Source organism: Marinobacter sp. 1-3A (assembly GCF_016597775.1).
Lineage (GTDB): Bacteria > Pseudomonadota > Gammaproteobacteria > Pseudomonadales > Oleiphilaceae > Marinobacter > Marinobacter xiaoshiensis.
Window position 1 is genome coordinate 288884 of sequence record NZ_VCGZ01000005.1, and the last position, 19575, is coordinate 308458.

The window sequence follows — 19575 nt, forward strand, 5'->3', positions numbered from 1 at the left end:
TCATGGTAGATCCCATCAAGGTATACCCGCCAAAACCAACCCACGTCTATTTTTACGCAACCTGCCTGATAGACATGTTCTACCCGGACGCGGGAATGGCCGGCATACAATTGCTCGAGCGTGAAGGCATCAAGGTCTGCTTTCCCGAAGATCAAACCTGCTGCGGCCAACCGGCGTACACTTCCGGGTACCATGATGAGGCTCGGGTAGTCGCCAAAGCTCAGCTCGATCTATTCCCGGAAAACTGGCCCATCGTTGTACCCTCCGGGTCCTGTGGCGGAATGATTCGAAAGCATTACCCAGACCTGTTCAAGCACACCGGCCAGGAGGCGAAAGCTTCTGAAATTGCCGCCAGAACCTGGGAGCTGACGGATTTCCTTTTGAACGTTTGTCACATAAAGCTCCGGGACTTAGGCCAACCCACTACCCTTGCCATGCATACGTCCTGCTCGGCTCGTCGGGAGATGGGTATTGCGGAGGTTGGGCCAAAGCTTCTTGGTCAGCTCTCCAACGTAAACCTGGTTGAGCAGGTGCGGGCAGAAGAGTGCTGTGGTTTTGGTGGCACCTTTGCCGTGCGCCACCCGGAAATTTCCGGGGCCATGGTCAGCGAGAAGGTAGACACCCTCACCGATACAGGCGCAAGTGAGTTTGTGACAACGGATTGTGGCTGCCTTATGAATATTGCCGGGTACGCAGAGAAGAATCGCAAGCCCCTGGCTGGCCAACATATTTTGAGTTTTCTTTGGGAACGCACAGACTCGGGCAAAGGGGGCAAGTCATGAGCCAAACGCCTTCAGAAAACTCACATCACATTGATGTGAAAGAATTTCACCCCCGAGCCCGTGCAGCGATTGCCGACCCTAAAATTCGCCAGAACTTCCGTAAGGCGATGGATGGGTTAATCAGCAAGCGTAAAAATGCCTTTGAGGGCATGGATCTGGAAGCCCTGAGAGAGCTTGGCGCCAACATCCGCCTAAGGGCACTGGCCAACCTGCCTGACCTGCTTGAACAACTTGAGGCAAAGCTCACCGAAAACGGCGTCAAAGTGCACTGGGCCATTGATAGCGACGAAGCCTGCCGGATTGTGCGCAATATCTGTGTCGCCAGAAACGCCAAGACGGTGATCAAAGGCAAATCCATGGTGTCCGAGGAGATGGAGCTTAATCATTACCTCGAAGAGCGCGGTATTGAAGCCCTGGAATCGGATCTGGGTGAATATATTGTTCAGCTTGCCGACGAAACACCCTCTCATATCATCATGCCTGCGATTCACAAGAACACCGGTGAAATTTCCGAGCTGATGCATGAGAAAACCGGCACCGACCTTTCCAATGATGTGGAATATCTCACCGCCAGCGCCCGCCAGCAGTTGCGTGAAAAGTTTATGAATGCCGATGTGGGCGTGTCTGGCGTTAATTTCGCGGTGGCCGAAACCGGCACCCTTTGCCTGGTGGAGAATGAAGGCAACGGCCGCATGACCACCACGGTACCGCCATGTCACATTGCCGTTACTGGCATAGAGAAAGTCGTGGGCAACCTGGAAGACGTGGTTCCACTACTCGCCCTGCTAACCCGGTCCGCTACCGGGCAACACATCACCACCTACTTCAATATGATCTCCGGCCCGCGCAAGCCAGATGAGCTGGACGGCCCGGAAGAAGTTCACCTCGTACTGGTGGATAACGGCCGCTCAACTATCTATCAGGATGATCAGCTACTGGACACCCTGCGTTGCATTCGCTGCGGCGCCTGCATGAACCACTGCCCGGTATATACCCGCGTGGGTGGTCATACTTATGGCACCACCTACCCCGGCCCCATCGGCAAGATTCTGATGCCGCATCTGATTGGCCTGGATGAAGGCAGGCACCTACCAACGGCTTCAAGCCTGTGTGGTGCCTGCGGTGAAGTGTGCCCGGTTAAGATTCCGATCCCGGATTTACTGGTACGACTGCGCCAGGAATCTGTAGATGGCGACAAACTGAACCCCGCCAAAGTGCGCGGCCATGGCGCAAAACGCGGCACTCTGGAAGCATTGATATGGAAAGGCTGGAGCTGGATGCATGCACGGCCTGGCGTTTATCGGTTCGGCACAGCTGTGGCTGCGCGCCTGCGCAAACTGCAACCCGGAAAGCTTGGCGATTGGACAAAATATCGCACAGCCCCAAAGCTCGCCAACAAAACTCTCCATGAAAGAATGAAGGAGCGCGGCGAATGAGCTCCCGAGACACCATTTTACAACGCCTGCGTAACCGTAGCGGGGGCGAACTGAGTGTTCCAGAGTGTGATTTCTCAGTATTGCAGCGGCCTGTGTCGTCTGTGGCTGAGAGGGTTGAACAGTTCCAGAAAACCATTGAATCCGTGCATGGGGAAGTACACAGATGCGCGCGGGACTCCTGGATTGATCAGCTTGCCAGCATCCTGGCTTCCCGCGGTGCCCGCAGCCTGCTGATTCCGTCTGAGCACCAGATCGGCCGAGCCCTGCGTGAATCGGCAGAGAATGGCCTGCCAGAACTGCTGATCTATGACGAGCCCATCGAAAGCTGGCAGCCCCACCTGTTCAACGAAGTCGATGCAGGCATCACCTCCACCCGGGGCGGAATTGCCGAAACGGGAACATTGATCCTGTGGCCAACACCGGACGAACCCCGCTTGATGAGCCTGGTGCCGCCTATCCATATTGCAGTACTGGAAGCCTCAGAACTCTACACAACCTTCCATGAGGCGATGCTCGCTCAGAACTGGGCAGCTGGCATGCCCACAAACGCTCTGCTAGTCTCCGGGCCATCCAAAACCGCTGACATTGAGCAAACTCTGGCTTACGGTGTTCACGGCCCAAAAGAACTTATTGTGCTGGTTATAGAATGATTCGAGGTGCCCTGTTAATCGCCCTGGCTGCCCTGCTCTGGGCGACCACGGGAATCGTCGCCAAATTCCTGTTTACCGAGACCGACCTGCAAGCCACCACCCTGGCCTTTCTCAGGCTGGCGGTTGCCTTGCCGTTCTTCTGGATTCTGATGCGCAGAGAGCAGCGACAGCTTCATAAAATCGACCCCAATGCTCCAGGCAGTTCACTGCGGCATTTAAGTCTGAAGTCCCTCGCGCCACTGGCAGCACTCGGGCTCTTCCAGGCCATTTACCAGGGCAGCTACCTACTGGCCGTGAATCTCACCGGCGCAGGTATCGCCACACTGATAGCCCTGTGTCTGCCCCCGGTACTGGTCGCACTACTAGCTGCGCCCTTACTGGGAGAAAAACCAAGCCTGATCACCATTATGGCGTTGATCACCGCAGTGATCGGCACCTTCATGCTGGTGATCAGCGACATGGATACCAGCGGTACTCTGCGTCTTGCGGGTATTCTCATGGCGCTTCTGGCAGCGCTTGTGTACACCGGTTTCACGCTTACAAGCCGATACAGCTCCACTGGCACGCCAGTTTTCACCACGGCATTTATATGCTTTTTCACAGCAGCGCTCATTCTGCTGCCCTTGGTGCTGCTCAGCGGTGGCTTTGAAGGGCTTGAAGAACTGAAACTGCGGCATTGGCTGATGGTTGCGGTTATCGGGATTGTACCCACCTGCATTGGCTACGTGAGCTTCTTTGCCGGCATGAAAACAACTCCGGCCACACTTTCCAGCATCATCGTTACGCTGGAACCTTTGTTTGTCGCCTTGCTCGCGTGGATCTTTCTGGAAGAGGTTCTGGGGCCGGTTGGCATTGCAGGCGCGTTCATACTCACCGCCGCGGTGATTGTGGCTTCGCGCTATAGCGGGAAATCCGGTGCCGTCACGAACGACGACACCGGCACTTCAGCCTGATCAGTTGTTCTTGCGCTGTTTCTCCAGCATGTTGGGCTGCAGAATCTCAATCCAGTAGCCATCGGGGTCCTTGATAAAGGCCAGGCCTTTCATCTTGCCATCGTCGGGCTTCTTGACGAAATCAACCCCCAACTTCTCGAAGCGCTCGGCTGCCGCGTAGACGTCTGGCACTGCAATACCAATGTGGCCAAAACCCTGCGGCTGATCGTTGCCGTTGTGGTAGGCAAAGTCCGCGTCGTTTTCAGTTCCCCAGTTGTGGGTCAACTCCAGCATCGCCTCGCGCCCGAACGTGTAAGTGGTTCGATGCCCATCGTCTGCAGGCACATAGTTGGCTTGGCGGTCATCAAGGTAAGCAAGAAAATAGAGCGTAAACTTCATTTCCGGGAAATTGAGCTTACGCACCAACCGCATTCCCAGCACACGGGTATAGAAGTCCATTGAGCGCTCTGGATCTTTGATGCGCAGCATGGTTTGGTTAAATACGTAGCCTTCCGTTTCCGGAACGGGCTCTTCATATAATCCGGGGGCTTGTTCAAAGTGCTTGGGCATGGGGCTTCCCTTTTTAGCTATCGAAAATTCAGGGGCTATATCTGTGTCCTCTTCTGCACAATTTCAAGGGGTGGTTATCCTGCAACGCAGATGAAAAGCGGCGTTCAAGCTATGTTAAACTTGCGCCCATAACCTATCCCGCTGGTTTCGTGTCTGTTTCCGGACTGCCAGCCTTCAGACTGTGGTAAGAGAACCTGTATGGATTTCAAGGTGCCTAATACTCTGGCGGAGCAGATTGCCAACTACCTGGCAGAGCGCATCATGACCGGGCAGATCCAGCCTGGTAAGCGCATCCAGGAGGCCACACTGGCTACTGAGCTAAAAGTCAGCCGCGCGTCCGTGAAAGAGGCTCTGTATACCCTTGAGCGCTGGCACCTTGTAGAAATCACCCCCAGAAAAGGCGCATCTGCCTCGAAGCTTGATGCTAATCATGCGTCTGAGCTATACGACGTTTACATGCATTTGCTAATGATGCTTGCGGCACGGCTGTGCGAACGCTGGCAAGAAAGTGACCGGGAGCGAGTACTGGCCGTGGTTACTCAAGCGGTGGAGCAAATGCGAGCGCCCTCGGCAGACATTACGGCAGTGGTGGAAGCCAGCTTTGAGGTGATGGAGGCTTGCTGTGATTTAGTAGGCAACACGTATCTCACTGAGGCTCTTTCAAACTTCAAGCCAGCAGTCAGTCGCGCGTACTATTTGAGTGCCGAACGTTATCGCCACGGTTTAACCCAGACAAGCCACTTTTTCACCCGCCTCCCGCAGGCTGTTTTGGCGCGGGATGTGGAGCAGGCTCAAACTCTTATTCGGGAGTTTGCGGAGCACCAGAAAGTAATGATTCAAAGGGCCCTGAGCTCCAGTTAGAGGCGGCAGTTCAGCAGGCAGGCCTATTCAAAACCGTGCGGAGCCATGGAGGGCGGAGCCGAGCGTACAGGGAGGTATTCACAGCGTGTTTTGAATAGGCCTGTCTGCTGGGCTGTCCATACTCCAAGCTAACCCACCAACTGTGACCAAACGCACAGACATATCGCTGCCCCCCACTTATCGTAACAACATGTAACAAAACTTTATTCCCGCTGCATTGGTTATGCTGTCCCCTGCGGCCCGGGAGTCTGAGAAAGGCTCCCTGCTAACAACAACAAATCAAACCATGAAGCCGGGGCCGTCATGATTCATCCGCACACCTGTCGCCGCACCACGCGATCAACAGCGCTTTCATTCTGGGTGCTTGCACTTTCCCTACCCTCTACTGCCATGGCCGAATTTCAGCCATTGGATGACAGCACACTGTCGGGTGTATCAGGCCAGGCCGGCATTACCATTGAGCTGGAAACCAAAATCAACATTGATCGCCTGTCGTGGACGGATGAAGGCACACTGAGTGTGAACAACATGCGGCTTTCCGGGCACAACGACACCACACTGGATAACCTGAAACTAACAGTGGATATCGCTGGCACAGGTGAAGTTCTTGAGCACGGCTTCTCAGAGATAGCACGCCGGGCAAATGCCGGGCTCCTTAGTACCAGCGATCCCGATGTAGCAGATGCTTTGGCGAAATATTCCGTAAACGGCGAGTTTGGCAAGCAATTCAATAGCGGCGATCTGGTTATTCACTTGGGTGCAACCAACTACGGCGCCGAAACCAGCCTGACCGACTACCTTCAAGCGATAGATTTTGAGCTCGCCGTAGGAAGCCTCACAACCACTGGCACAGAGGGTTCTGCCACTCTGTTTTCTGATGTATTACTGCAAGGCTATGTAGGCCCTACAGATCTGGTTATCCGAAACGATAGTGCTACTACCCGCACTCTGGCCAATGGCAACCAGGTATCCGGAGCGGAATTACAACTGGACACCCACTTTGAAGTAACCAACGGCAGCCTGAACTGGGAAGCAGCGGATTTAATCTTCCTGTTTAACTTTGCAGCCGTGAGAATTGAAGGCCTGCAAATTCATAACCGGCGCGGCAACGACACGCTGGGCCACTTCGGAATGGCGAGCGCAACGGCAAAAATCTCCCGGGGCACCAGCGCCGCTACTGGAAAAGACGGCCTTTCGATTCACGACGTCGAATTCCGGGCTGATATCGACATGCCCATATTCAAAGTGGGCCAGGCCAGTATTGGCAGCGTTAGTTTCACCGATTTCGCCATTACAGATACCACCATGATGGTTTACGGTCACTAGAGTCTTGTAAACTGCCCGTCCATCTTTGACGGGCAGTCCATGAACGACCACATTAATACCAACGATCAGCATCCAGCTTCTGCAAAACGCCTCGCACTGTTCAGCCTGCTCTTCATCGCGCTCACGGCGGCAGGGCTTTTCGCTGTGTACGATCAGTTCGCAGGGCAGAACATCAGTTTCGATACCCGGTTGATTGCACCACAAACGCTGACCGCACTCACTGGGTTGATGCTGGTATATTTCGTTTCTGATGGCTTACGTTTGCATTTCACGCTGCGTGCGCTCGGCCACGATTTATCCTTTCCCGTTATTTTCCGTCTGGTTTTTATCAACTTGTTCTTTTCCAACGTCACGCCTATGGCCACCGGTGGTGGCTTCGCTCAGATATGGTATCTGCATCGCCATGGGGTGCCGGTAGGCAGAGCCACGGCTGCAACCACCATCAGAACCGTGCTGGCGGTGCTTTTCATTTTCTCCCTAACGCCTGTCTTTCTGCTGACTCTGGATGCATTTAATGGCCAGAGCATCACGGGTGATCTGGGTCTGGCATTAGCAATATTCATCCTTATATATCTGGGCTTTTTCGTCATTTTGCTGTTCCGAACACGCTGGCTTATCGGGCCGCTCAGCGGACTACTCAGGGCTCTTAACCGCTGGAAACTCTTAACCGATACCCGCCATATGCACTGGCAGTTCAAGGCTAAGCGAGAGATGCTGCGCTTTTCCCACAGCTTTGGTGACTACCTCCAGGGCAGGCCGCTCTTTGTAATGCTTTCCGTTCTATTTACAGCCATATTCCTGCTGAGCCTGTTCAGTTTCCCTGCTCTGCTGATTCATAGCCTGGGGTACGATGTCGACTACCTGATGTCGCTGGGGCTGCTGGTTGTAACAACATTTATAATGTATTTTTCACCAACCCCGGGCGCATCGGGCATTTCAGAAGGTGTATTCGGAAGTTTCTTCAGCGGCATTCTCTCAGGAAGCCATCTGATTCTGGTTATTGTGAGTTGGCGCCTGCTGACTATCTATCTCGGCATGTTCATCGGCCTGGCCGTGCTGCAAAAAGAACTCATTAAACGCCGCAGGAAATCCGGATAATGTTTCGAAATCCACTCAAGTTACTATTCTATCTCTGCCTGCTGACCGTCATTCTTCTCTTGGGTTACAAAACCTACCTGAACGTATTTCTGGAAGATTTTGCGGGCGTGCATACTACCCAGGTGGAACAAATTCAGCGCAAAGTCACAACCGACCAAGCCTTCAGTTTTGCTGTGCTGGGAAACATCAACAACTCTGTCGGGGTTTTCGAAGATCGCATTATTCCGGAGCTAAACGCCTCGGGAACGGACTTTCTGGTTTCTGCCGGCAACGCAGTAAGCGGCGGCGGCGAGGACAAGTATCGCGCGCTCTATGGAAGTCTCAGCCATCTCGACATTCCCTACCTCCTCACATTCGGCGCCCATGAATTCAACAACTTTGGCAGCTTCCGTTTTTATGACCACTTTGGTCCGCACTTCTATAGCATTCAGGTGGGCAACAGCCGGCTTATCTTTCTCGACAGCACTGGAAAGACACCCTGGGAATGGCAGGTGCGTTGGCTGGAAGACCTCCTGAACCAAGACGCCTCAAAGGCACGAATCCTGTTTATTGGTCACCCGCTATTAAAGCCCGAAGAAGATGTCTTGCTCGATCAGCCCGAAGATTATCTTCAGCCGCCGGAGTTCAGGGATGCACTCCTGAAGATGGTTGAAAAACACAATATTAAATTCGTGTTCTCCTCCAACCTCTCGCTGTATTCAGAAAAACAGTTGGGCAACACGCTGTTCGTCACCACAGGGGGAGCCGGTGGCTTAATACTGAACAACAACACCAGCTTTTATCACTACGTGCACGTCAGCGTCAGCCCTACGGGCGAAGTCAGCCACACGCTCCGGAAACTGGAAGTTGGCCAGCACCCTATACTCAAACAACTCGAAAGCCTCTGGTTCTTTGTGTATTCACTGTTCTATGCCGGCTACCTTAATTTCATTCTTATAGTGGCAGTGTTTGCCGCCATCACCATCAAACTCTACGCCATGATTTTCATTGGCAAGGACTACTACCCCGACTACAACCTGGACCCCACTCCCTGGCTGAACAAACCATTAAGGGTGGCCATGTTCACCAATAACTATCTACCCTTCATCGGCGGTGTGCCAATTTCCATTGCACGACTAAAAAAGGGGCTGGAGCAGCTTGGCGACAAGCTTCTGGTAGTCGCACCGCGTTACAAAGATCAACCCGCTGTAGAAGAACATGCGCTGCGGGTACCTTCACTGCTTGCCATGGGGGAGAAGCGGGAGTTCCGTCTGGCCAACATATTTCTTGGTCGTATCCGCAAACGTGTGCGCGCCTTTCATCCAGATATAATCCACCTGCACCACCCTTTCTGGCTGGGCTCGCTCGGGTTATTCATGGCGCGCCGTCTTAAGGTGCCAGCCATTTATACCTACCACACCCGGCTTGAGCACTACGCCCACTTCGTACCCTTGCCGGGGCTTATTTTCCGCAATCTGATATCTCACGCTCTTATCAAACGCTTCGCCAATAAATGCGATGGCGTTATCGTACCCACCTATTCCACTGAGGAGTATCTGCGGATGATTGGGGTGAAAACACCCACCTTTGTGCAGCCTACGGGCATTGAGTACACCCGATTTCAAGCGGTAGCGGATGAGGAGATCACAGAACTCCGACAGGCTCTGAACCTTAAAAGCGAAACGGTTTTCATCAGCGTGTCGCGATTGTCGAACGAGAAAAACATCGATTTCATGATCGAAGCCATCGGCAGGCTACATCAGGAGTCGACCAAACCCTTTCACTTTCTGATGATCGGCGAAGGCCACCAAAAAGAGCGCCTACAAAACAAAATTCAAGAACTGGGACTGGAAGATCAGATCACTTTGGTTGGTGCCGTGCCGCCGGAGAAAATGGCAACGTGGTATCGTTTGGGTGACGCCTTTTTGTTTGCCTCCAAATCTGAAACTCAGGGCATGGTCATTCTGGAGGCTATGGCTGCTGGTTTGCCTGTGGTTGCGGTGCGTTCCAGTGGTATCGACGACGTTGTGCGACACGGTATAAATGGCTTCAAAACTCCCGAAAGGCAAGATCTATGGTGTGCTCAGGTAAAACAATTGCTGGAGGATGAGGAATTGAGAAACACTCTTTCAGAGCAAGCTCTGGCATTTTCGAAAGACTTTTCCGTTGAACAATTTGCCTCGAATGTTCGCGAGATCTACGCTACCACTTTGGCAGTCAGCGAGAAGCGTCAACTAAAACGGAGAAATGCATGAGCGGCATCCCTGTAGGTATCAGCACGTGTCTGTTAGGCAAAGAAGTCCGTCATGATGGTGGCCACAAGCATTCCCGCTATTGCACTGAGGTGCTTTCACGGCATTTTGATTTCCGTCCAATTTGTCCTGAACTGGAGGCTGGCCTGGGTGTCCCCCGCCCCGCCATTCATCTGCGCGAATACCCGGAAGGCATGCGCCTGACAGAAACCAAAGGCACTGCTGACCACACCGGTGCCATGCAGGACTTCACCAGCGGGATCATGCCAGAACTGGCCAATTTGCGCGGTTACATTCTGATGGCCAAATCCCCTAGCTGCGGCATGGCGCGCATCAAAGTTCACAACCCGGAAGGCCAGGTAGTGCGACGTGATGGGCAAGGAATGTTCGCCGATGCACTGATGCGCGCATACCCGCTGATGCCAGTTGAAGAAGAAGGCCGGCTGAATGATGACGCGCTGCGGGAAAACTTCATTGAGCGGGTATTTGCCTATGACGACTGGATGCAAAATGTTGCCGGCGAAAACCTCACCGCAAAAGCGCTGATCGAGTTCCATACCCGCCACAAGTTCCAGCTACTGGCGCACTCGGAAAAGATCTACCGGCAACTCGGTCCCATGTTGAGCGACCTTAAATCAGATGCTTTGGAAACTATTGCCAACCGCTATATCCAGGGCTTTATGGAAGCCATGACCCGAAAAGTAAGTCGCGGCTCACATATAAACGTGATGCAGCACCTGATGGGGTATCTGAGGGATGCAATGGAGGGCGAGGATCGCAAGGTTCTGATCGAGCAAATTGAAGCCTACGGTCGCGGCGAAGTGCCGCTCATTGTCCCCATGACACTGCTGAGAATGGCGCAGCGCAGGGAACCGGCCGATTACCTGTTACTGCAGCAGTACCTGAGCCCTTACCCGGATGAGCTGGGGCTCAGAAACAAGGTGTAGCACAGGCGGGGCCAGCCTCAGAAACCGTAGAGCAAGGTGATCGCAGTTTCGGTATCCGTGGACTCTGCACCCGCTGGGGGGTGAGAAACATGCTTCCACCGATAGGCTGCCTTCATCGACAGGTTACCCACCAGGTTAGCCTTGATGGCGGTCTCTGACTGACTGATCACGTTGTTCTCATCTAATCCGATTTCCGTACTCAGCTTCTGATGAAACAACGCATTTTCTGAAAGGGCGTAGTTGAATTGGGCCGCAAGCCGCGCAATCGCTTCTTTTTCAACATCTTCACCGTCAGAGTTCACAACTTCCAGCTTGTTGTAGCGGTAACCAGCACCCGCTGAGAGATCAAGGAACGAGCGTTCGCCCCGCTGCCAAATACGGTTTCCATAACCGGTGGTAGCCGTGGATTCAAAATCATACCCTGAAAAGCGGTCTTTCTCGTATGTGCCGCGCAGAAACCAATACTGGCTTTCATCAAACTTATAGTTGGTTTCCAGAGCCGCTTTATACTTCTCGGCTGTGGTTTGATCGGCGCCGGTGGTGTCATTTTGAGATTCAGAGTAGTTGGAACTGAAATCAGCAATATTGCGCCAGTCTACTACCTCATGCACGAGCCCCAGGCGCCCGTTAATATTGGTTTCTTCAGTATTACCAGAAGTCATAAGTACACCGAGCTCTGCCTCGCCTTCCCAGTTTTTGGCATCCTGGCCGTAGGCCAGTGGTGCAGCTGTGATGGCGATGATGGCAACGGTTTTCTTAAAACTCATGAAAGCTCCTTGAATAGTCGGTTCAAGCGCATGAACTAATATTAACGAGCGGGGGCGTTCTGACGCTCACCTTTCAAGCTTTTTTGGGCCTGGCGCTCACGTTCTGATTTCTTGCGCGCTTTACGTTCAGCAATAACACGGGCGGCATCTCCACCCACATGTGCCTCTCCCCGGGCCTCGGCCAGTCGCATCTGAAGCTCTCGCTCCGCGAAGCGCGCCTTCTGCTCTTCACTCAGGGAATCAATACACCTATGGCAGCTCACACCCTGCGCATAGCTCGGATGTCCCTTATCAGCCTCGGTGATTGGCCGCCGGCAGGCATGACACTGGTCATAGCCGCCGCGCTCCAAACGATGATTGACCGTAACCCTGTCGTCAAATACAAAACATTCACCTTTCCACAGGCTCTGCTCTTCTGGCACTTCTTCCAGATACTTCAGGATGCCGCCTTTAAGGTGATAAACCTCTTCAAAGCCTTGCTCTCTAAGGTAAGCCGTGGACTTTTCACAACGAATGCCGCCGGTACAGAACATGGCGACTTTTTTATGTTTCGCAGGGTCGAGGTTTTGTTTTACGTATTCGGGAAATTCACGAAACGTATCCGTGGCGGGGTTAATGGCGTGCTCGAAGGTGCCAATTTCAACTTCGTACTGGTTACGGGTATCAACAAGAAGCACGTCCGGGTCTGAGATCAACGCGTTCCATTCCGCGGGCTCAACGTAAGTACCCACGATGCGCCTGGGGTCAATACCATCGACGCCCATGGTGACAATCTCTTTTTTGAGTTTCACCTTGGTACGTTTGAATGGCTGGATATCTACGAAGGACTCTTTGTAATCAATTCCATCAAAACGTTCATCCGCGTTCAACCATGCCTGTACGGCATCGATCCCGCTTCGGCTCCCGGCAATGGTGCCGTTGATGCCTTCACGGGCCAGCAACAAGGTGCCGTGCACACCGTTGGACTGCATGATATCCAGCAGTGGTTGGCGAAGGGTTTTGTAATCATTCAGAACGGCGAACTTATAGAGCGCGCACACAACAACGCTGTTGCTCATGGGGATATCTCCTGCAGGCCGGATCGTAAATCCGGAGCATCGGTTTGTTTTATCTGGAAGGTTAAAGCCAGAGAGGGCGCAGATTCTAACCCACTCAGGCTTTTGTTCAAGTCAGGGCTGGCCGAAGCCAGCATAGGCAGTTACTTTCCAGCGCTGGAGAGCTCACGCTCAACAATCGCCGAAAGCTGGCCCCAACCCGGACGAGTAAGGCGAATGTTATCCACAAGCACGGTTGGCGTGCTTGTCACCTGCAACTGCATGGCAACGCGACGGCTAGCCTCAACAGCTTCTCTGTGCAGCTCTGTGGTCATGCAGCGACGAAAGCGACGCTCCTCCAGGCCCAAATCCTTGCCGTAACGGGTAAATGTGGCAACCGGGTCATTCGATCCACTCCATTCCGTTTGCGAATCATAAAGGCGTTCGTGCATTTCCCAATAGGCACCTTGGTCGCCAGCACAGCGGGCAGCCTGCGCTGCCGGGAATGCATTCTGGTGCTGTTGCAAGGGCAGATCGAAATACACGAAGCGAACTTTCCCTGCCTCTACATATTCCTGCTTCAAGCGCTTGCTGGCTGAGGCAAAAAGGCCACAAGCCGGGCATTGGTAATCTGCAAACTCCCGCACAACCACTGGCGCCTCGGCAGCACCAACGGAAACACCGTACTGGTCCAGGTCCGCCGGGAAGGCCTCTGCATTTGGTGCGGCAACCGGCAACTCATCAGATGAGGGTGTCGGGGCGGCGGTCAGGAAAAAAGCGCCGATAACAATAGCAGCGAGAACCAACACGCTCACCACGATCACCAGAGGTTTTTTCGACTGGGCTTGCCGGGGTGGCGGTGCACCGGTTTCTTTACGACGTTTTGCTTCACCCATTTTTGACTCCTTTTATTTTGCAGAGGTAACCTGATAATTGTTAGCAGGCGAACATTCCCACAATCGCTCAGGCAGGCTAAGATCCTCTATATCCTACATAAGTTCCAATACAAATTAAGGAGATCTCATGCCACTTCCAGCCTTTCGCGCAGATTCTTTAAGCTTGCCACTGATTGCAGCTCCCATGTTTCTTATTTCTGGACCTGAGTTGGCACTTGCATGCTGTCGGGAGGGCATTGTTGGGAGCTTCCCGGCCCTGAACCAGCGCACAAGTGAAGGCTTTGAAGAGTGGCTGATCAAGATGAACGAGGGTCTTGGCAAACTGAAAGAAGCACACCCGGAAGCCAATATTGCGCCTTATGCTGTCAACCTGATCGTACATCGCTCCAACCCCCGCTGGCTGGCAGATCTGGAACTTTGCGTCAAGCATCAGGTGCCCATCATCATTACGTCACTAGGGGCCGCCAGCCAGGTGGTAGAAGCCGTGCATAGCTATGGTGGTGTAGTGTTCCACGATGTAACCAACCAAAAGCATGCTCGCAAAGCAGCCGAGGCCGGCGTGGACGGTGTTATTGCCGTATCCGCCGGCGCTGGCGGGCATGCGGGCACAATCAACCCGTTTGTGCTGGTTCACGAAATCCGCGAAGTGTTTGATGGCACTATTTTGCTGGCTGGCGGGCTCACCCATGGTGAAGATATTTTGGCAGCTCAAGCCTTGGGTGCAGACCTGGCCTATATGGGCACGCGTTTTATCAACACCACTGAATCCCGAGCAGAAGATGCCTACCGCAACATGATTATCGAATCTGAATCCAGTGACATCATTCATACGCCAGCGGTATCTGGCGTTCCTGCCAGTTTCATGAGGCAAAGTCTGGAAGCTGCCGGATTCGATATGGCCAAACTAAACCAGGCGGGCGAAATCAATTACGGTGAAAAGCTGAAACCAATGGATGATGAAGCCAAAGCCTGGAAGACCGTTTGGTCCGCCGGCCAGGGTGTGAGCCAGATTAACGATGTGGTCAGCGTAGAGGCTCTGGTGTCAAGATTGAAGCAGGAATATCAAAGCGCGCGTGCACGGCTTTGCACTTAAAGCATCTTTGTAATGCTCCCGGTTCCGTTAAACACGGAACTGGGATGCATTGCTCTGAAGGGCCACCAGCAGCTCGCTGATTTCATGGCTGGCCTTATCGGAACGCTGGATGGCCTCCACGGTCACCTCAGCTGTGTGCGCAATACCTTCAACACTCACACTCACTCTTTGTGCCTGTCGGCCCTCTTGCTCAGCGACAGAGGCGATGCTCAATGCCTGCTTCTGCAAGCTGCTGAGCAACTGACTGATTTGTTCAAAATGCTCATCGGCACGGCGAAACTCTGCAGACGATTCCACAACCTCCTCTGATACGGTGCCAATCACCGAAACAGCCTGTTTGCTACCCAGTTGCAGTTGCGCGATGATGGCTTCAATCTCGGTGGTGGAAGCCTGTGTGCGGCTTGCCAGGGTTCTTACTTCATCAGCAACAACGGCAAACCCACGGCCCGACTCGCCCGCTCTGGCAGCCTCTATCGCCGCGTTAAGCGCCAGCAAGTTTGTCTGCTCTGCAATAGCTCCGATTACCGACAAAACCGAGGTAATTTGTGTACTTTGTTTATCCAGTGCACTGACCGCTTCTACGGCCTTCTGTACATTGAGCACGACATCATCGAGGCGCTTCAGGACATCCCGCGAGATAGCCGCTGTTGCATCACTCTCTGTGCTAACACTTTGCACTGCGCCAGCCACTTCCTGAATGTTCTGTGCAACCCCTTCAATGCTGTGGGACATGGCCGCCATGGTTTCTGATACGTCCACAACTTCCTGCTGCTGTGTACTGACTGCGGCAACCGCATCCCGGCTGACCTCACCCTGTGCCCGGGCTTTCCCGGCAGCGTCCTCAGCAGAGTTTTTAACATCGGTAACCAGCCCCTGAATTCGGGTGATAAACTGATTAACACCTCGAGCCATCTCCGTCAGCTCATCATTGCCTTTCAGGTTAACCCGCCGAGTGAGATCCGCCTCGCCATCGGCAATGCCGCGGATGGCCGAATTCAGGCGCAGAACCCTGGGCAACACGCTACCTCCAAGTACCGCTGCCACCAAAATCAAAAGAATAACCATGGAGCTAACAGCAACCCATGAAAGGCTCGACGACAAGCCTGCCGCTTCGAGGCGGAGGGCATCAACTGTCTTGCTGATATGAGATTGCGTTGCAGCTCCAATTTCTGTCAGCTGTTGCTGAAGGCGCTGATTAACCTGATCGGTTTCAGTTTCAAGGGTTTGCCTTGACGCATCAATACTGCTCGCAAGGGCGGCACTGAACTCTTCTTTTAAATCCGTCAGGTCGCGATTAATACCATCCAGTGACAACCCGATCTTCAGCTGCCCAATCGATGAGCCTTTTGGCTTGATATCTGCCGTTATAATGACAACATTCGAGTCACGGCTTGCAGCGTCCAGCACCCTATTGGCCGCGCCGCCCCCTTCCCCTTGTTCCATCAACGCGAGCACCCGCTCGTCGGTACGGTCAACGTAGCGGGTCAGACGCTCACCGTACTGATCAAAATAGATCGCGAAGAGCACAGACTCCCGTGCGTCTGCCAGTTCCACAAGATCGGTCAACCGCGGAATATCCCTGTCCCAGATCAAGGGTGCAGCGACCGCCGCCAGCACGTCTGCCAACCCTTGCGCTTCTGCCATAACCGCAGTGCGAACATTCTCGGCCACGCGCTCCTGCTGCTGGCTTTGCTTGAGCGTAAGCTCTTCAGCCAGCTCCCTGACACTTTCCTCACGCATGGTTTGCAAGCGCAGCCGAACATCATCGCGGGTAGTTCCAAAGGACTCGCTGAGCTGATCGCTGCTGGCTTCAAGTGCTGAACTGGCAGTGCTTATCAAGCGTTCAACCTGGTCTGTGATCAGCCATTGACTGATAAAAACCTGAGCCAGACCGGCAAACACGAGCACGATAAAAACTGGCCGAAACAACCTGCTGGAGATCAGGTTTTTCAGGAAACGAGAGGCCATAAAACAATCCCCCAACCTGCTACCCCGGCAATCGGGGTAACTGTTCTTTTTGTAATCTGAATGCTTCTTTATACTAGTTGTAGCAAAGCACGCGACAAAGGGGGACTTCTTTATGCAGGGATTTGTTGCAGAGGGTTAAGCTGGTCGGTATCAATCCAGCTCCACACTGAGCGCTTCGTACTGGTCAACGGTATCGGCCTTTCGTCTATATTCAACTTCGAGGACAACCTGCTCCCCTTCATCAAACAATATTTCCAGCTCAGCCCTGTCAGCGTCATCGAGCACGGCAGCGCTGGTAATAAGCGTTAGTCCAAGAACCCTGACCGTAGTAGAGGTCAGGTCTTGCCTGGTTACAACACCTTTAACCTCGTACTCGCCCGTGTTACCTGAAGGCTCTCGCTCGATTTGAGTGGCTTCCATGTATACGTTGCCGTTATGGCCTCTTTTCTGCAGCCCGGCAACTTCTACATAAACGTCGTCCACACCAGGCACCAAATCTGAAATCGTTAACGGCTCATCAGCATCATCATCCGTAATGATCGTTCTGGATGTTATGGCAACTCGTATACCACCTATCATCAAACTGTTCGAGCTCAGCTCTACTGAATCAACAGCGCCAGTAATTTCAGCATCGCCATCCCGGGCTTCGATCTCCGTGGCCCGAACCAGATCACCCGAAACAAACTCGCCTTCAACTTGCACAAGCAAGCCAGCCTTGAGGTCATCGAGAGTTATATCATCCAGCTCTGTAGCGCTCGTTACCTGGATCGTCAAACCGTTCAGTCCGAACGTATTGTCGGTTCTGTTGTAATCTGAGGACACAGGACCGGCTATCTCAATATCTTCACCTACCGGGCGATAGCGGCGGAAATCATCAAGCTGAATTCGTGTCGCGACAATCGCGCCTCCCGCCAACTCTTTGTACCCTTCCACTTCAAAATAGGCACCAGGCTTCAGATCTTCAGCTGATATTCCTTCCGCAAAGCTGTCATCACCAAACTTGATCACAGCACCGTTCATAGTGAACTGGTCAGCTTCAACAGAACCCGCATCAACCGGGCCTTCGAGTTCTATAGGATCAGCACCGTAAAACACTGGGTTGAAGCCAATATAGCTGGCACGGTATCTGCCATCTGGCTGCCGCCAGGCACTGACTCGTACAAAATCATTGTTGGCCAAGGTTGCAAGCGTCCTTCCTTTCAAGACGGTTTGCCTGTCTGCGACAACTTGTTGTCCGTATATTTCAAACCTGACTGGCTCTCCAGGCGCGCCACGGACCAAGTTGGACAGGTCACCGCGCAAGGTGTCGTCATACTCCATGGAATCCGCTGCACCGGTGCCGTCGATGCGCCACTGCCCTTCAATTCGGAGAATCATGCCTTCGTTGAGATCGCCTTCTGTATCAATCCCATCGTTACTTTCTACTTTCTCGTTAAGAATTGAATCCGTAAAAAACTCGACCCCATTCACAAAAACACTGCCAAACCCCGATACCGGTCCCACGCTCGACCCGGTGCCACGAATGCCCCCATCTGCTACCTGAGATTCACCACCACAGGCTGAAAAAAGGCCTAGAAGCAGGACCGTCGCGAGCGCAGTCAAAGGACGTTTTCGGGATATCAGTTTCATTGTGCTCACCATGTAGGATTGGCCCGCGGCATCATATTTTGGGTCCCCAAATCAAAAATCATCGCTGTGCCGGCGTCCCGCGCTGCCGTCGGATCTGTGCTTTCGGCGCCTAACCCCGGGTGAAACCTCAAAGCTGGGCACATCGTGTATGTAGGTGCTGCGCCTTAGTAAGATTTGCCCGTTCTCCAACTGCTCAACCACGCCTTTGCGCAGCAGTTCGTTTAGAACCACAGAAGTGGAAAAACCGGGATTAACCGCCTGGACAAGCTGGTCCAACGACGGTTCTTTCTGATCATTCATCGACAAAAGAACCGGGTGCAGGTTTTCATCAAGAAACCCAATCTCACTGATCCAATGTCTAACAACTTCGCGGCTTGGAGCAGACAACAGGGTGCTGGCAAGCTCGGTAGGTTCCCAGCGACTCACAAACTTTGGCTGGCTGCCGGATTTCATAGTACTTTCTCTCTTTTGGAGCCGAGTGGGGATGTTTCTGCAGCAGTAGCTTCTTCGAAATAGAAAATACTGATGCCCGTTCTGTAAGAGTCCTGGGGTGAGGCGGCCGTCTGGCTGCCCGTGACATCCCGGTCTTTTGGCCCCAGCCAGGAGTCCAACTGCTCCAGCAGTTTCTGGGATTGCTCCGCCGCGTGGCTGCGCCACGCTTCCATAACTTCCGGTGGAATGTTGTTATACGTCAGTGTGCGCTGGAACAACGGCCGCTGCCTGCCAGCATCGCAGACCAGGTTATGGTCTATTGTCGCTATAAGATCTGATACATCCTCACCAAAGATCTGGAGCATTTCCTGGCTATCTCCAGCGGGCACATAGGCTCTTTTCATCAGTGCGAGCTTACCGGTATCGCTATCTACAGACACCACACCAACCCTTAACAGCTCATCCAGTACAGAGCGTGGCGGCATATCTCCACTGTACTTTTTTGCCAGTTCGCTGAAACTCAACGCCCCGTCAAAGGTAAGTATAGCTGGCTCTCCGGAAGGGCTCTGGAATAGAGCATCGTGCACCCAGCCAGACACAACGCGAGAAGCACGATTAGCGTGCAGCACGTCGGATTTTCCTATGTGCTGGCCCGCAAGAATCTCTCGCTGGCGCTTAACTTCTTTGCGCGTCAACCCCGTCATAACAGCCGCCCCGGAGTCGGTAGGTTTGCGCCGATCACCGGGGAAGTCCTCCAGTGCCGCTTCCACATAGGCTCGCTTGACCAGCTCGGCGAACTCACCAAATGGAATTCCGTTCCGCAGCAGCAACCTCGCAAGAGGTCGCAGAATGCGGAACAGGGCCTGGTGCAATGGGTTGGTATTGGACTCGCTCATGGTTGGGATTATATTCCCATATTGGCG

Annotated in this window: 18 protein-coding genes; 10 read left to right on the forward strand and 8 right to left on the reverse strand. The window is 53.3% G+C overall.

The window, feature by feature from the left end; all coding sequences use genetic code 11:
• Positions 1–2: 2 nt before the first annotated feature.
• Genes FE848_RS10375 through FE848_RS10390 form a run of 4 tightly spaced genes read left to right on the forward strand, consistent with a single transcriptional unit; the run spans position 3 to position 3821 of the window.
• Positions 3–782 (forward strand): (Fe-S)-binding protein, encoded by a 780-nt coding sequence (locus FE848_RS10375; protein WP_200202724.1) that lies wholly within the window; start codon positions 3–5, stop codon positions 780–782.
• Entirely contained in the window at positions 779–2218 is a 1440-nt protein-coding gene (locus FE848_RS10380) for a LutB/LldF family L-lactate oxidation iron-sulfur protein (RefSeq protein ID WP_200202725.1), read from the forward strand. Before FE848_RS10375 ends, FE848_RS10380 begins: the two co-directional genes overlap by 4 nt.
• The gene (locus FE848_RS10385; protein WP_200202726.1) at positions 2215–2868 is read left to right on the forward strand and encodes a LutC/YkgG family protein; all 654 of its coding nucleotides are present in this window, start codon (positions 2215–2217) and stop codon (positions 2866–2868) included. Before FE848_RS10380 ends, FE848_RS10385 begins: the two co-directional genes overlap by 4 nt.
• Entirely contained in the window at positions 2865–3821 is a 957-nt protein-coding gene (locus tag FE848_RS10390) for a DMT family transporter (RefSeq protein WP_200202727.1), read from the forward strand. Before FE848_RS10385 ends, FE848_RS10390 begins: the two co-directional genes overlap by 4 nt.
• On the opposite strand, the gene gloA is transcribed toward FE848_RS10390, so the two are convergent.
• On the reverse strand, positions 3822–4370 hold the full coding sequence (gloA, locus tag FE848_RS10395; RefSeq protein ID WP_200202728.1) for a lactoylglutathione lyase: 549 nt from the start codon (positions 4368–4370) through the stop codon (positions 3822–3824).
• A 198-nt stretch (positions 4371–4568) separates the two neighbouring features.
• Between gloA and FE848_RS10400 the strand changes: the two genes are divergently transcribed.
• The 5 genes from FE848_RS10400 to FE848_RS10420 all read left to right on the forward strand — a co-directional run bounded on the left by FE848_RS10400 (position 4569) and on the right by FE848_RS10420 (position 10833).
• Complete coding sequence (locus tag FE848_RS10400; RefSeq protein WP_200202729.1) at positions 4569–5231, forward strand: GntR family transcriptional regulator; 663 nt, start codon at positions 4569–4571, stop codon at positions 5229–5231.
• A gap of 303 nt (positions 5232–5534) precedes the next feature.
• Entirely contained in the window at positions 5535–6557 is a 1023-nt protein-coding gene (locus tag FE848_RS10405; protein ID WP_227714537.1) for a DUF6160 family protein, read from the forward strand.
• 39 nt (positions 6558–6596) lie between these two features.
• Positions 6597–7655 carry a lysylphosphatidylglycerol synthase transmembrane domain-containing protein gene (locus tag FE848_RS10410; protein ID WP_200202730.1) on the forward strand — a complete coding sequence of 353 codons (1059 nt, stop codon included), beginning with the start codon at positions 6597–6599 and terminating at the stop codon, positions 7653–7655.
• The gene (locus FE848_RS10415) at positions 7652–9889 is read left to right on the forward strand and encodes a glycosyltransferase (RefSeq protein ID WP_200202792.1); all 2238 of its coding nucleotides are present in this window, start codon (positions 7652–7654) and stop codon (positions 9887–9889) included. Before FE848_RS10410 ends, FE848_RS10415 begins: the two co-directional genes overlap by 4 nt.
• Positions 9886–10833: a YbgA family protein gene (locus FE848_RS10420; protein WP_200202731.1), complete on the forward strand. Its 948-nt coding sequence runs from the start codon at positions 9886–9888 to the stop codon at positions 10831–10833. Before FE848_RS10415 ends, FE848_RS10420 begins: the two co-directional genes overlap by 4 nt.
• A 17-nt stretch (positions 10834–10850) precedes the next feature.
• Here FE848_RS10420 and FE848_RS10425 read toward each other — a convergent pair whose 3' ends face one another.
• The 3 genes from FE848_RS10425 to FE848_RS10435 form a co-directional block, all read right to left on the reverse strand.
• A complete protein-coding gene (locus FE848_RS10425; RefSeq protein WP_200202732.1) occupies positions 10851–11600 on the reverse strand; it encodes a YdiY family protein in 750 nt (249 codons plus the stop codon).
• A 41-nt stretch (positions 11601–11641) separates the two neighbouring features.
• Positions 11642–12658 (reverse strand): rhodanese-related sulfurtransferase, encoded by a 1017-nt coding sequence (locus tag FE848_RS10430; protein WP_200202733.1) that lies wholly within the window; start codon positions 12656–12658, stop codon positions 11642–11644.
• A gap of 140 nt (positions 12659–12798) precedes the next feature.
• Positions 12799–13530 (reverse strand): DsbA family protein, encoded by a 732-nt coding sequence (locus tag FE848_RS10435; protein ID WP_200202734.1) that lies wholly within the window; start codon positions 13528–13530, stop codon positions 12799–12801.
• Positions 13531–13657: 127 nt separating this feature from the next.
• On the opposite strand from FE848_RS10435, the gene FE848_RS10440 reads away from it, so the two are divergent.
• Positions 13658–14623 (forward strand): NAD(P)H-dependent flavin oxidoreductase, encoded by a 966-nt coding sequence (locus FE848_RS10440; RefSeq protein WP_200202735.1) that lies wholly within the window; start codon positions 13658–13660, stop codon positions 14621–14623.
• 27 nt (positions 14624–14650) lie between these two features.
• Here the strand turns inward: FE848_RS10440 and FE848_RS10445 are convergent, their stop codons facing one another.
• The 4 genes from FE848_RS10445 to FE848_RS10460 form a co-directional block, all read right to left on the reverse strand.
• Positions 14651–16591 (reverse strand): methyl-accepting chemotaxis protein, encoded by a 1941-nt coding sequence (locus tag FE848_RS10445; RefSeq protein WP_200202736.1) that lies wholly within the window; start codon positions 16589–16591, stop codon positions 14651–14653.
• 150 nt (positions 16592–16741) lie between these two features.
• Entirely contained in the window at positions 16742–18220 is a 1479-nt protein-coding gene (locus tag FE848_RS10450) for a DUF5666 domain-containing protein (protein ID WP_200202737.1), read from the reverse strand.
• Between the two features lie 51 nt (positions 18221–18271).
• On the reverse strand, positions 18272–18673 hold the full coding sequence (locus FE848_RS10455) for a DUF6502 family protein (RefSeq protein WP_200202738.1): 402 nt from the start codon (positions 18671–18673) through the stop codon (positions 18272–18274).
• Complete coding sequence (locus FE848_RS10460) at positions 18670–19548, reverse strand: DUF6502 family protein (protein WP_200202739.1); 879 nt, start codon at positions 19546–19548, stop codon at positions 18670–18672. The genes FE848_RS10455 and FE848_RS10460 overlap by 4 nt, the downstream gene beginning before the upstream one ends.
• Between the last annotated feature and the right edge of the window lie 27 nt (positions 19549–19575).

What these genes read in the sequence shown, in the direction of transcription:
- FE848_RS10380 (WP_200202725.1), top strand. Translation starts at nt 779, where the DNA reads ATGAGCCAAACGCCTTCAGAAAACTCACATCACATTGATGTGAAAGAA.
- FE848_RS10400 (WP_200202729.1), top strand. Translation starts at nt 4,569, where the DNA reads ATGGATTTCAAGGTGCCTAATACTCTGGCGGAGCAGATTGCCAACTAC.
- FE848_RS10385 (WP_200202726.1), top strand. Translation starts at nt 2,215, where the DNA reads ATGAGCTCCCGAGACACCATTTTACAACGCCTGCGTAACCGTAGCGGG.
- FE848_RS10425 (WP_200202732.1), bottom strand. Translation starts at nt 11,600, where the DNA reads ATGAGTTTTAAGAAAACCGTTGCCATCATCGCCATCACAGCTGCACCA.
- FE848_RS10410 (WP_200202730.1), top strand. Translation starts at nt 6,597, where the DNA reads ATGAACGACCACATTAATACCAACGATCAGCATCCAGCTTCTGCAAAA.
- FE848_RS10445 (WP_200202736.1), bottom strand. Translation starts at nt 16,591, where the DNA reads ATGGCCTCTCGTTTCCTGAAAAACCTGATCTCCAGCAGGTTGTTTCGG.
- FE848_RS10430 (WP_200202733.1), bottom strand. Translation starts at nt 12,658, where the DNA reads ATGAGCAACAGCGTTGTTGTGTGCGCGCTCTATAAGTTCGCCGTTCTG.
- gloA (WP_200202728.1), bottom strand. Translation starts at nt 4,370, where the DNA reads ATGCCCAAGCACTTTGAACAAGCCCCCGGATTATATGAAGAGCCCGTT.
- FE848_RS10405 (WP_227714537.1), top strand. Translation starts at nt 5,535, where the DNA reads ATGATTCATCCGCACACCTGTCGCCGCACCACGCGATCAACAGCGCTT.
- FE848_RS10460 (WP_200202739.1), bottom strand. Translation starts at nt 19,548, where the DNA reads ATGAGCGAGTCCAATACCAACCCATTGCACCAGGCCCTGTTCCGCATT.
- FE848_RS10375 (WP_200202724.1), top strand. Translation starts at nt 3, where the DNA reads ATGGTAGATCCCATCAAGGTATACCCGCCAAAACCAACCCACGTCTAT.
- FE848_RS10420 (WP_200202731.1), top strand. Translation starts at nt 9,886, where the DNA reads ATGAGCGGCATCCCTGTAGGTATCAGCACGTGTCTGTTAGGCAAAGAA.
- FE848_RS10440 (WP_200202735.1), top strand. Translation starts at nt 13,658, where the DNA reads ATGCCACTTCCAGCCTTTCGCGCAGATTCTTTAAGCTTGCCACTGATT.
- FE848_RS10455 (WP_200202738.1), bottom strand. Translation starts at nt 18,673, where the DNA reads ATGAAATCCGGCAGCCAGCCAAAGTTTGTGAGTCGCTGGGAACCTACC.
- FE848_RS10390 (WP_200202727.1), top strand. Translation starts at nt 2,865, where the DNA reads ATGATTCGAGGTGCCCTGTTAATCGCCCTGGCTGCCCTGCTCTGGGCG.
- FE848_RS10435 (WP_200202734.1), bottom strand. Translation starts at nt 13,530, where the DNA reads ATGGGTGAAGCAAAACGTCGTAAAGAAACCGGTGCACCGCCACCCCGG.
- FE848_RS10450 (WP_200202737.1), bottom strand. Translation starts at nt 18,220, where the DNA reads ATGAAACTGATATCCCGAAAACGTCCTTTGACTGCGCTCGCGACGGTC.